The following is a 12375-nucleotide window of genomic DNA, read 5'->3' on the forward strand; positions in this document are numbered from 1 at the left end:
GTATTGCTATGAAAACTACAAATCAAGCATTGATAAATGAAGACAAACTATATATTGCAAAATGCAGTAGAGCTCCATATTTCCCTATAGTCGCCAAACGAGCAAAGGGCGTAATTGTTGAAGATATGGACGGTAATAAGTATATTGATATGATAAGCTCGGCTTGTAGTCTGAATACAGGATATAACCATGACAAAATATTAGAAGCAGTAGAAAAGCAGATGAACAATTTCATTCATTTTTCAAATGACTATTTCTATTCAAAAGCACAGATTGACTTAGCAAAAGAACTGGTGAGTATAGTTCCCGGAGATTATGAGAAGAAAGTAATCTTCGGATTTTCAGGCTCAGATTCCGTAGATTCTGCAATCAAAGTATCAAGAGCATATACGCAAAGAACCAAGATAATATCCTTCGCAGGAGCATATCATGGTTCTACATACGGAGCCATATCAGTGAGTGCCATAGATTTAAATATGAGAAGAAAAATAGGTCCATTTTTGCCGGAAATATTTCATTTTTCTTTTCCAAATATTAAGGATATGAAAGAAAATGAAAGCGAAGTAGAATTTTCAAATAGAAAATTTACGGAATTTAAAGAACCCTTTAATATGTATATACCGCCTGAAGAAGTTGCCGCAATATTTATAGAGCCTATCGCAGGCGATTTAGGTTTAGTTCCTTATCCTAAGACTTTTCTTAAACTAATAAGAGATTTTTGTACTGAACATGGAATTTTATTTGTAGTAGATGAAATTCAGCAAGGTTTTGGAAGAACAGGAAAATGGTTCAGCATAGAGCATTTTGACATAGTGCCTGATTTAGTTGTAATGGGAAAGGCCATGGCATCAGGTTTTCCTATGAGCGCTGTTGTAGGAAGAGCAGATATGATAGATGCTATAGCTATGCCCGGACAATTATTCACATTGCAGGGTAACGCTGTATGTGCAAGTTCCGCTCTTGAAACAATAAAAATAATAAAAAATGAAAATCTTTTGGACAGAGCAAATAAACTTAGTAATTATATAAAAGAAAGATTTAAAAAGATATCTGAAAAGTCAAAAATTATATATGATATAAGAGGACTTGGACTATCAATAGGAATAGAGTTAAGAGATGATAAACATATAGTAAAATCATCAGATATTGCTAAAAAAATATGTTACAGATGTTTTGAAAAAGGGCTTATTTTAATATACTTGGGAGGAAATACTCTAAGAGTACAGCCACCTCTTATCATGACTGATGAAGAGGCAAAAAAAGCCATGGATATTATTCAAGAAGTCTTTTTAGAATATGAAGATGGTAAAATTTTAGATTCAGTTTTAGAAAAAATTCAAGGCTGGTAAAGGAGATAATCATGGAAAAAGTTATAAAAATTAATGGAAGTAATTTAACTATTGAAGATGTTATAGCAGTTGCAAGATATAACGTAAAAGTTGAATTAGACGAAAATCAAAAAAAAGAAGTATTATTATGTAGAGAATTTGTTGAAAATGCAATCAAAAATGGTCAAGCTATATATGGAATAAATACAGGTTTCGGTAAATTTTCTGACGTTGCAATATCTGATGAAGAATTGGATTTATTGCAAAAAAATCTAATATATTCAGATGCTTGCGGGGTTGGAGAACCATTTGAAACAGAAGTTGTTCGTGCCATGATGTTGCTTAGAGCAAACGCTATAGCAAAAGGTTTTTCAGGAGTGTTAGTGGAAACTATAGAATGTCTTATAAATATGTTAAATAAAGGTGTACATCCAATAGTTCGTTCAAAAGGTTCCGTAGGTTCATCAGGGGACTTGTGTCCGCTTGCTCATATGGTTCTGCCTATGATAGGCGAAGGTGAAGCTGAATACAAGGGACAAGTTATGCCAGGTAAAGACGCTATGGAAAAAGCAGGTGTACAAACTGTAAAATTAAGAGCAAAGGAAGGCTTAGCTCTAATAAACGGAACACAAGCTATGATGGGTAATGCTGTACTCGCTGTATATGATACCGAAAAATTATTAAAACAAGCCGATGTAATAGGTGCACTTACTGTAGAAGCATTACAAGGAATCATAGACGCATATGATGAAAGAGTTCATAAAGTAAGACCACATAAAGGTCAATTGGATTCTGCTGAAAATATGAGAGCAATCCTTGCCGGTAGCAAGTTGGTTACAAAGCAAGGTGAAAAAAGAATGCAGGATGGATATTCTTTAAGATGCATCCCTCAAGTTCACGGAGCATCAAGATTAGCATTCGATTATGTCAAAAGTGTTATAGAAACAGAAATTAATTCTGTTACAGATAATCCGCTTATCTTCAGAGGAGAAAACGGCGCTTGTATATCAGGCGGTAATTTCCACGGGCAACCAGTTGCTATAGCAATGGATACATTAGGAATATTAGTATCTGAAATTGCCAACATATCAGAAAGAAGAATTGAAAGATTAGTAAATCCGTCTTTGAGTAATCTTCCTGCATTCTTAGTAAAAAATGGTGGAATAAACGACGGTTTTATGATACCTCAATATGTAGCTGCCGCTTTGGTATCAGAAAACAAAGTATTAGCACATCCTGCATCAGTTGATTCTATCCCTACATCTGCAAATCAGGAAGACCATGTTAGCATGGGTACAATAGGTGCAAGAAAAGCAAGACAAATCTTAGACCATGCACAACACGTTATAAGCATAGAATTACTTACAGCAAGCCAAGCAGTAGATTTTGGAGATCCTGATAAATTGGGTAAAGGAACAAAAATAGCATATAAAAAATTAAGAGAAAAAGTAGATTTTATGGAAAATGACGTTATATTCTATCCTGATATGGATAAAGCATTTGATTTGGTAAAAAGTGAAGAAATGTTGAAGGCTGTAGAAAATGAAATAGGAGAATTAAAATAAAAAATAATTTCAAAAATTTATATATAATTAAGGAGGATACCAATGGCAAAAGTTTTAATGGCTGAAGTAAATATAAGTGAAGGCAAAGATTTAGAACTTGTTGAAAAAGTAAAAAAAGAATTTATGAGCGTTGAAGGTATAGACCTTATAGATATAGATTCAAATGCAGACCATAACAGAACTGTATTCACATATAAAGGTGAACCTCAAAACGTATTGGAAGCTACAAAAAAACTTGCTAAAAAAGCTGTAGAGTTAATAGATATGACAACGCACAAAGGTTCACATCCAAGAATAGGTGCAGTCGATGTTGTTCCTTTTATACCCGTAAGAGATGTTACAACAGCCGAAGCAGTAGATATTGCAAAACAATTCGGTAAATTCTTAGGTGATTTGGGAGTTCCCGTATATTATTATGAAGATGCACAGGAAAAAGAATATAGAAAAGCACTTCCAAATATAAGAAAAGGACAATATGAAGCTTTGGAAGAAAGAATGAAAGATGAAATGTGGCAAAGCGATGAAGGTCCTAAACAATTCAATGCTAAATCAGGTGCTACTGTAACAGGAGCGAGATTCCCATTAGTAGCGTTCAATATAAATTTGGATACACAAAATATAGATATAGGCAAAAAAATAGTATCTGCTGTGCGAGCTGCTGCAGGCGGATATACTTGCATAAGAGCAATAGCACTTCCTCTTGAAGAAAAAAAACAAGTACAAGTATCAATGAATATGATAAACTACGAAAAGACTCCTATACACAGAGTATTTGAAACTATAAAGTCAGAAGCAAGCCGATACAATACGAATATAGTAGATACTGAATTAGTAGGACCTGTACCTATATATGCACTAAGAGATATCTTAGACTTTTATTTAAGAATATCTGAAAGTTTCTCAGTAGATCAAATATACTTTTAAAAATATTTCATTCTTATAAAATATTTAATTTTGATATAACTCTATATAACATACAGTGGTAAAATAACATTCAAACAAAAAAGCACTTATAATTTCAATAATAATTATAGGTGCTTTTTTGTTTTCTATATAAAACTCAAATATTTTTACATTAATCATAAAATGCTTTTGAATAGCTTACAAAAAATTTATCAACAGATGTGAAATTTATTGCTTTCATTCCTACGAAGCCCAAATCTATAACTTCTTTTTGCATATCTATATTTGAATTTATGACACTGTACTGTTCTTTTACCTTTGCCAGTCTCTTGCCAAGCGGTAAGCTCAATATATATCTTGTAAGAGCTGTCTTTTGATTATCTCCATAAAGCTCTTCTATCGCAAATATTGTATACTCCTGTTTAAAGGAATTGTTTACAGAATAATAGTTATTCGGAGATATGGTCATAAAAGCATATTTGTGCCCTTTTTGCAAGCATATATATTCACATATGCACATAAGTTTTTCTTGCAACGAATTTCCTCTATATTTAGGAAGTGTGCATATCGTATCAATGATAACAGATTTCAAAATATCTGTAGGAGAAAGATGCATAAAAGTCGGCAGAGATTTTTCTCCATGCGCCATATCTACAGATATAACTCCTGCTAATTCCATATTTGAAAAAGCTGCTACAAAAAAACCTCCTCTTTCAAGTATGTCCAAATTTTCTTGCAAAGTATTTCTAAAAAATATTTCTTTATTCAATATGTCTTTTTGAACTGCATCAAAAAAAGGTTCCAATTTTGATATATATTCCTTATCCAATATATAGTATTCAAAATTTTCTGAATTTCTAAAGTTAAGTTCAGCAAATTTATGAAAATTATTTTTTATTTCTGATATATCTATCTTCTTCATATTATCACCTTATCATTGACATCAATACTATAATTATACAGATATTGAGCGTAATTATTTATATCCATTTAAAATATCTCCTATCCATTATTTAAACAAATATCTGTATTAAATATTTTACAACAAAAAATAACTTGTCTATTTTTAAAAATCCAGTCTTTTTAATATAACTCTTGAAAACATCACGCACATAACAAATGCAACTGCTTCCGAAATAATAAAGGAAGCCCAAACCATATTTATGTTTTTTTGTAATGAAAAGAAATATGCCAAAGGTAATAAAAATATAACTTGCCTTGTGAGTGATACTACCATTGAAGTGACTCCACTTCCAAGCGCCTGAAATACAGATGACATTATTATGGACATACTTGCAAAAACATAGGCAAAACATATTATTCTTATAGCTTTAACCCCCAAATCAATCATCATATCAGATGCATCAAAGAGTTTTAATAAATTAGCCGGAAATAACTGCATTATAAGTATTCCTATTATCATCATAATAGCAGAGTATTTAAACGAACACTTCATAGCAGATATAACCCTGTCTTTTTTTCTTGCTCCGTAATTATACGCCACTATCGGTATAAGTCCGTTGGCAAGCCCTACCATAGGTAATATTATAAAAGTTTGAAGTTTGAAATATACTCCGAAAAATGCGATTGCAGTAGTAGAAAATGTCATAAGTATATTATTCATTCCGAATATTGTAAAAGAGCCTATACTTTGCATAACTATCGAAGGCAAGCCAACGGAAAATATGCTTTTAATTATCTTAAAATCCGGTCTTATCTTTCTAACATTGAGATGAACATCATCATTTTTAGTAATGTTCAAATATATTCCTACTATAAGCCCGCCAAATTGTCCTAATACGGTAGCTATAGCTGCTCCCTCAACTCCCATATTTAAGACAAATATGAATATCGGATCCAATATTATATTTATTATGGCACCGGTCATCTGAGTAATCATATTATATACCGTTCTGCCTGTTGAACTTAACATTTTCTCAAAGCATATGAGCAATGATAGTGGCATTGAATATATACATACTATTCTCATATACTGCATACCGTAATTTTTTATTTCATCACTGGTGTTTTGACCTGCAAAAAATGATTCTGTTCCAAAAAAACCTATCATCATAAATATTATTCCTGAACATATGGCTAAAAAAATTGCAACATTGGCTATTTTATCGACTTCTTTCTGATTTTTTTCGCCAAGTCTTCTGGATAATATAGAATTTACACCAACATTAGTGCCTACCAATACGGCTATCATAAAGTTCTGTATCGGAAAGCAAAGCGATACGGCAGTTAATGCCGCTTCGCTTATCTTCGCAACAAATATAGAGTCCACTATATTGTATAATGCCTGTACCAACATTGATACCATCATAGGCGCAGACATACTTATAAGCAATTTATCTATCTGCATTATACCCATCTTATTTTCTGCACTTATTTCGCCGGTATCCATAATTTATTTCCTTCCTCTTAATTATCTGTTATTAAACTCTTTAATCGCTCTTTTTATCTTCATATCCGCATCTTTTTTAGCCATATCATGTCGCTTATCATAATTTTTCTTACCTTGGCAAAGCCCTATTTCAACTTTTACTCTGCCATTTTTAAAATATACTGAAAGCGGTATAAGAGAAAATCCTTTTTGCATTGTTTGACCTATGAGGTAATTTATCTCACTTTTATGAAGCAATAACTTTCTTACTCTCATAGGATCTACGTTGAATATATTGCCTTGCTCATACGGAGATATATGCACCTGTTTTAAGTAGCATTCTCCTGAGTCGATTGATGCAAAGCCGTCACTTATGTTTATTTTACCTTTTCTTATTGATTTTACTTCTGTTCCTTTAAGCTCTATACCTGCCTCATACTTTTCTTTTATATCATAGTTAAACCTTGCTTTTCTGTTTGTAGCAACTATTTTAACAGACATATATTATCACCTTCTTTCAACTTTAATACTGTTAAGGCGTTAAACAATTAATATAACAATAATAAGTAAAAGTATTAAAAGTCAATATCGTTACCCTGTTTATCTGAAATCATTAAATTAAAGATATGTTCAAATTGTTTTGCGATAGGGATTGCTAACGCTTTTATAAATATCTGCTTTGCAGGTATTTATAAAAAAAGTGCCCTGAGCAAAATATATTTGAGCATTATATTAAATATATATATACCATATTAAATACAAATCACTCTAATCTAATTGCTGTAAAATGTCAAAAAATATATATGAAAAATCATATATATTTTTTAAACATTGACGTTATCAACAAAATACGGTTTTCTTGTTTTTTTATTTGTATAACAAGCTCATCACTTAATATATCTTTGTCTTTTTTAGGTTCTAACCTTTCAATTATGACTTCATATCCTTCATTAATAAGTGCTTGTTTTACATCTTCTACATTTTTACCTAAATACTTATTCATTAAATCATTCATAATTCAGATTGCCATAAAAACTTTTAATTATATTTCTTTTATATCTTTTTCTTTTTGTACTATCGCTGTTTCTACGTGTTTTACAAATTCATCTGTCAATTTTTGAATGTTGTCCAATTCTTTTTTTGCTTCATCTTCTGCCAATTGTGCGTCTTTTTCCGCTTTTTTAATCAAGTCATTTGCATCACGTCTTAGATTTCTGACTGCAACTTTTGCGTGTTCTCCCATTTTTTGAGCTTGTTTTATAAGCTCTTTTCTTCTTTCTTCTGTAAGCTGTGGTATGTTTATTCTAATCATATTTCCGTCATTTGTCGGATTAAGCCCCAAATCTGCCAATTGTATAGCTTTTTCTATCAAATGTAATGAACCTTTGTCCCAAGGTTGTATTTGTAATGTTCTTGGCTCAGGTGAAGATATTGTTGATATTTGTTTTATAGGTGTCATACTTCCATAATAATCCACTTGTACTTTGTCAAGCATTTTAGGATTTGCTCTACCTGTTCTTATAGTATTTAAATCTTCTTTCAAAACTGATATAGTTTTTTCCATTTTTTCTTTTGCATGATTGTATATTTCTTTTGACATTTTTATTCTCCTCAAATTTTTTTATATATTTAAAATAATATTGTTGATTTTATTATTTACATTACTCTTTTAATTTACTTGTATTTTCTACATACATTGATACTTCTCCGCAGTTTGGACAAACTGCCGCTTTAGGTGTGCCCAAATCTCCTGAAAATGCTCTTTTCTTTTTATCATATTTTATTTGAATGTACTCGCTTCCAAAACCCCATATAACGAGTTCACAATCTTCTACCATAGCTGTACCACATCTTATACATTTTCTCATAGCAATCTCTTAACTTATAACTGTTCCCATATTGGCGCCTTCTATAACTCTCACCATATTATCAGTATTTTTTAAAGAAAATACATAAAGCGGGAGTTTATTATCCATACATAAGGTTATTGCACTTAAATCCATAACTTTCAAATTTTGTGATAACACATCCATATATGTCAGCTTATCGTATTTTTTTGCATTCGGATTTATTGCAGGGTCGCTGTCATATACACCGTCAACATTTTTTGCAAGCAATAAGACATCCGCACCAATTTCAACAGCTCTTAATGCCGCTGCCGTATCTGTAGAGAAAAACGGACTGCCTGTTCCGGCAGAAAATATAACTACTCTTTTTCTTGAAAGGTGTCTTATAGCTCTTCTTCTTATATATGGTTCTGCAACTTGACGCATTTCGATTGAAGTCTGTACTCTTGTACTTACTCCTTCCGCTTCAAGATATGATTGTAGAGCAAGTGAATTCATAACTGTTGCAAGCATACCTATGTAATCAGCCTGTGCTCTGTCCATATTTTTACCTGTTCTTCCTCTAAAAAAATTACCTCCACCTACTACTATAGCCACTTCCACGCCTTCATTCAATATTTTTTTGATAGATATGGCTACACTTTTCAGCATTTCTTCGTCAAATCCGAAACCTTTATCTCCTGATAGTGCCTCACCACTAATTTTAAGTAAAACTCTTTTATATGCAGGCATTTTATTCTCCTTTTAGTTTTATGTAAAAAAAACAACACATTAAGCATCAAAATTTTCCAACTGAAATTCAATCGGCATATCTTGAATTCTTTTTGTAATTTGTCTGTCTTCTTCAAATATTACTTGTCTTTGTATAAAGGTCTGTAAAAGTTCTTCAACAGGCACATCTTTCAATTTGCTTATAGTATGAAGTCTTGACATCATATGCTCTTCAATCTCAATAGTCAGCTTAATCTTCAATCCCCCCTGTCAAAAATATTTTGTTTAATTATTAATTAAAATTATAACATATTTTATACAAAATAAAAATATATTACTAAATTAATTTTTTAATTGTAAAATTTATAAATACTATTTAATTTTTTTGTATTTTATAGTAAAATAAATTTTACGTTTTAAAAACTGATAATTATTTATTTTTATGCTAAAGCCCATTTAAGTTAAGATATGCTCATATTTTAATTTAAAGGCATTGGTATTTTAATGGCGTAGTAGCGTCTAAGAAAGGTTATAATGATAATTCCTACTCACAGATTAATCGGAGAAAACATATATAAAAGCGTACTTCTCAACAACAAAATACGCCTTGATAAAAGATGGCTTATTTGGGGATCGGTCCTCCCTGATTTGATGCCGAAATATATGAAACAAAAACATTTTTTCAGTGTATCTTATGATTATATACTAAACATGATTGAAAAACTGTATAATGACAGTAATAATATAAGCATGAAGGAGTTTTCTATAAGGCTCGGCATAATCACACATTATGTTTCAGATTTTTTTTGTACTCCACACAACGATAGAGCATATTATCACAATCATATAAAAGAGCATATGCAATTTGAAGCAAAGCTTCATTTATTGTTTAAAAAACAAAGAGATGTACATCTTTTGGATATACCGAGGGTTGACACTATAAATTATGAAAACATAAAATCTATCATAGATGAAATGCACACAGAATATGAAAGCAAGGGAGTATCTTATGAAAATGACTTATACAGCACTTTAAATGCAGTAGATACTATATCTTGCCTTATGGTTTCTCATTGTTTCGATGTTTACGGTCTGCCTGTTATTGCTTAGGCAAATCAGCTTGTATTTGATTAATAGATAAAATTTATATAAATTGTTTACTTTAAATACTCTTGATTTTGCTTAGCCGATAAATTATTGAAAATAAAAATATCTGTTATTCTATTAAAAATAAGTATAAAATATAAAAAAGTACAACACAGTTTTTTGATATTTTCAAAAATTATGTTGTACTTTTTTGTTATCATTTAATTTTAAGTGTTCTTAGATACTTCTTTTTATCATCATCTACTCTATAGCTCTCTATGGCTTTTTGTATACTCTTATTATGAGTGAATTTATCCAATTTTTTACTTTGTATCAATTTTATTGTAGAATCATACTGTTTTACGAGTGCCATACTCACATACCAAGCAATAGCCATATTTATATAGTATTCTTCACTTTTAATATCTGTAACAAGAGTCAGCATTTCTTCTTCAAAGTCGTCATCAAGATAGTTCGCAAGCAGTGTAACTATTGCAAATCTAACTGTATAAGTTTTATCGCTTTTAATCCATATCTTTATCTTGTCATAGACTTCTTTTTTATATTTTTTGAAGATTTTAGGAGATAATGAGTCGCAAGTTGCCCAGTTGTCTATATATGGCAAAAACTCATCTATTTTATTTATGCACTCATCATAGTCTTTTACAGCTTCTATTACAAAAGCGTGTAGATTGTTTTCATCATAATACTTATGGGGTAATGAATTTAAAAATTCGTCTTTCAATTCGCTTTTTGCAAACTCTTTAGCAAATTTGCGAAGAACTGGTGTTCTTACCCCGATTATATTGTCTTCATCTATATTGGGTATGAGTTTTTTGTGAAAATCTTTGTACGATAAGTCTTGCAATTCAAACAGTTGTTCTATAACAGATTTCATACAATCTCCTTTTTATTTAATGTGATTATATATTACACTGATACTTTCCCATAATTAAATATATATTATATTTCTTATAAACAATGCAAAAACTATTTTGCGAGCAAACTTGCTAATGCTTTTATAAATATTCACCTTCAAGTATTTATAAAAAGTTGTATAAATTAAAAATATATTAAGCATACCTTAATCTAAACAGTATTTTTAGTAAATAATATCAATACGCATTTTTAAAACCGTTTTTTATTGTAAGCACTATTATTTTCAAATCTAATGATATACTCCAGTTTTCTATATAGAAAATATCATATTCTATTCTTTTTTTAATTGATGTATCTCCTCTTAGACCGTTAGCTTGTGCCCATCCTGTGATTCCGGGTCTTACTTGGTGTTTTACCATATATTTCGGTATTTCTTCTTTAAACTTTTCTACAAAAAAAGGTCTTTCCGGTCTTGGACCTATAAATGACATTTCTCCTTTTAATACATTGAAAAATTGTGGAAATTCGTCTATATTCATCCGCCTTATAAACTTACCTACTTTTGTTTTTCTGTTGTCATCTTTTGTTGTCCATTTATCTTTTTCTTCTTCTTTTGTCTGCTCTCTCATTGAGCGAAATTTATACATATAAAATTTTTTTCTGTTATATCCGACTCTCTCTTGTTTAAATATTATTTTCCCAGAGCTTTCTATCTTTATTGCTATAGCTGTCACAAGCATTATCGGAGATGTTAGCACTATTGCTATTATGGATAATATTATATCAGATAGCCTTTTTATAACTTTATTTATAGGATTTTCAAGCGGTACATGTCTTATATTTATTATAGTTATGTCATCTATCTGTTCAACTACCGGTTTTGAAGGTATATATTTAATGTAATCCGGTATTATCTGTGTTTTTATACCTGATTTTTCGCATACTCTTATTATTTTGTCAAGATGCTCATATTCTTTTAATTTTATGCCTATTACCACTTCGTCAACTCGTTTGTCTGCAAGATATGCTTCAATCATATTATAATCATATCTCGGTATATAGGACAGTTTATATTTTTCTTTCAATCTTTTTTGTCTATTTATATTTACTTTTTCTTCAAATATAGCTACTATTTTATATCCCCATTGTAAATTTTGCTGTGTCTTTTGCAAAAAATCCATAGCTGTATCGCTATTACCTATGAGCACCGCTCGTTTTATATTGAAACCTTTACGTCTTATACGTCTTAGCATATATCTGAGCACTATTCTCGATATAGCTGTAAGCAACATATTCCAAAATATAAATATGAGCGTCATATATCTTGAATAATTGACATCTTTTAAAATAAACAATACGGTGAAAAATGCTATTGTTGCAACTATATTGGCTTTTACAATCTTGGAGATTTCTTCAACAAGGCTTTTAAGTCTTTGCGCAGTATATACTTTAAACAAATAATATGAAAATAGATATAAAGGCACAACAATTACAACATATTGCATATACTGAGAAAATGTTACGGATTGTACATACAATATCAAATCGCTTGTCGCTCTCATACGATATGCAAGCATATAGGTAAATGCTATTATTAGTGCATCTATCATTATATTTATAAAGTTTAATATCTTCTGATTTTCTTTAATCAAATCGTCAACTCCATA

14 protein-coding genes are annotated in these 12375 nt (G+C 30.6%); 4 read left to right on the forward strand and 10 right to left on the reverse strand.

Annotation, left to right across the window (positions count from 1 at the left end; translation table 11 throughout):
- Positions 1 to 8: 8 nt before the first annotated feature.
- Genes HMPREF9629_RS04625 through ftcD form a run of 3 tightly spaced genes read left to right on the forward strand, consistent with a single transcriptional unit; the run spans position 9 to position 3817 of the window.
- Positions 9 to 1349, forward strand: a complete 1341-nt coding sequence (locus HMPREF9629_RS04625; RefSeq protein WP_009525196.1) for an aminotransferase class III-fold pyridoxal phosphate-dependent enzyme — start codon at positions 9 to 11, stop codon at positions 1347 to 1349.
- Between the two features lie 11 nt (positions 1350 to 1360).
- Positions 1361 to 2893: a histidine ammonia-lyase gene (gene hutH, locus HMPREF9629_RS04630; protein WP_009525197.1), complete on the forward strand. Its 1533-nt coding sequence runs from the start codon at positions 1361 to 1363 to the stop codon at positions 2891 to 2893.
- A 42-nt stretch (positions 2894 to 2935) separates the two neighbouring features.
- Entirely contained in the window at positions 2936 to 3817 is an 882-nt protein-coding gene (gene ftcD, locus HMPREF9629_RS04635; protein ID WP_009525198.1) for a glutamate formimidoyltransferase, read from the forward strand.
- A gap of 151 nt (positions 3818 to 3968) precedes the next feature.
- Here ftcD and HMPREF9629_RS04640 read toward each other — a convergent pair whose 3' ends face one another.
- The 8 genes from HMPREF9629_RS04640 to HMPREF9629_RS04675 form a co-directional block, all read right to left on the reverse strand.
- Entirely contained in the window at positions 3969 to 4718 is a 750-nt protein-coding gene (locus HMPREF9629_RS04640; protein ID WP_009525199.1) for a hypothetical protein, read from the reverse strand.
- A 144-nt stretch (positions 4719 to 4862) separates the two neighbouring features.
- Complete coding sequence (locus HMPREF9629_RS04645; protein WP_009525200.1) at positions 4863 to 6206, reverse strand: MATE family efflux transporter; 1344 nt, start codon at positions 6204 to 6206, stop codon at positions 4863 to 4865.
- Between the two features lie 21 nt (positions 6207 to 6227).
- A complete protein-coding gene (gene smpB / locus HMPREF9629_RS04650) occupies positions 6228 to 6686 on the reverse strand; it encodes an SsrA-binding protein SmpB (RefSeq protein WP_009525201.1) in 459 nt (152 codons plus the stop codon).
- Between the two features lie 310 nt (positions 6687 to 6996).
- The gene (locus tag HMPREF9629_RS04655) at positions 6997 to 7200 is read right to left on the reverse strand and encodes a hypothetical protein (protein ID WP_009525202.1); all 204 of its coding nucleotides are present in this window, start codon (positions 7198 to 7200) and stop codon (positions 6997 to 6999) included.
- 27 nt (positions 7201 to 7227) lie between these two features.
- Positions 7228 to 7785: a ribosome recycling factor gene (gene frr, locus HMPREF9629_RS04660; RefSeq protein WP_009525203.1), complete on the reverse strand. Its 558-nt coding sequence runs from the start codon at positions 7783 to 7785 to the stop codon at positions 7228 to 7230.
- Between the two features lie 61 nt (positions 7786 to 7846).
- Positions 7847 to 8053 (reverse strand): hypothetical protein, encoded by a 207-nt coding sequence (locus HMPREF9629_RS04665; protein ID WP_009525204.1) that lies wholly within the window; start codon positions 8051 to 8053, stop codon positions 7847 to 7849.
- A 9-nt stretch (positions 8054 to 8062) separates the two neighbouring features.
- The gene (pyrH, locus tag HMPREF9629_RS04670; RefSeq protein ID WP_009525205.1) at positions 8063 to 8764 is read right to left on the reverse strand and encodes a UMP kinase; all 702 of its coding nucleotides are present in this window, start codon (positions 8762 to 8764) and stop codon (positions 8063 to 8065) included.
- A 39-nt stretch (positions 8765 to 8803) separates the two neighbouring features.
- Positions 8804 to 9004: a hypothetical protein gene (locus tag HMPREF9629_RS04675; protein ID WP_009525206.1), complete on the reverse strand. Its 201-nt coding sequence runs from the start codon at positions 9002 to 9004 to the stop codon at positions 8804 to 8806.
- A 273-nt stretch (positions 9005 to 9277) separates the two neighbouring features.
- Here HMPREF9629_RS04675 and HMPREF9629_RS04680 point away from each other — a divergent pair, with 273 nt between their 5' ends.
- Positions 9278 to 9853 carry a zinc dependent phospholipase C family protein gene (locus HMPREF9629_RS04680; protein WP_009525207.1) on the forward strand — a complete coding sequence of 192 codons (576 nt, stop codon included), beginning with the start codon at positions 9278 to 9280 and terminating at the stop codon, positions 9851 to 9853.
- A gap of 193 nt (positions 9854 to 10046) precedes the next feature.
- Here the strand turns inward: HMPREF9629_RS04680 and HMPREF9629_RS04685 are convergent, their stop codons facing one another.
- Both HMPREF9629_RS04685 and HMPREF9629_RS04690 read right to left on the reverse strand, forming a co-directional pair.
- Positions 10047 to 10727 carry a DNA alkylation repair protein gene (locus HMPREF9629_RS04685; RefSeq protein ID WP_009525208.1) on the reverse strand — a complete coding sequence of 227 codons (681 nt, stop codon included), beginning with the start codon at positions 10725 to 10727 and terminating at the stop codon, positions 10047 to 10049.
- 217 nt (positions 10728 to 10944) lie between these two features.
- Positions 10945 to 12360: an undecaprenyl-phosphate glucose phosphotransferase gene (locus tag HMPREF9629_RS04690; protein ID WP_009525209.1), complete on the reverse strand. Its 1416-nt coding sequence runs from the start codon at positions 12358 to 12360 to the stop codon at positions 10945 to 10947.
- Positions 12361 to 12375 lie beyond the last annotated feature (15 nt).

The sequence above is a fragment of the Peptoanaerobacter stomatis genome (assembly GCF_000238115.1).
Lineage (GTDB): Bacteria > Bacillota > Clostridia > Peptostreptococcales > Filifactoraceae > Peptoanaerobacter > Peptoanaerobacter stomatis.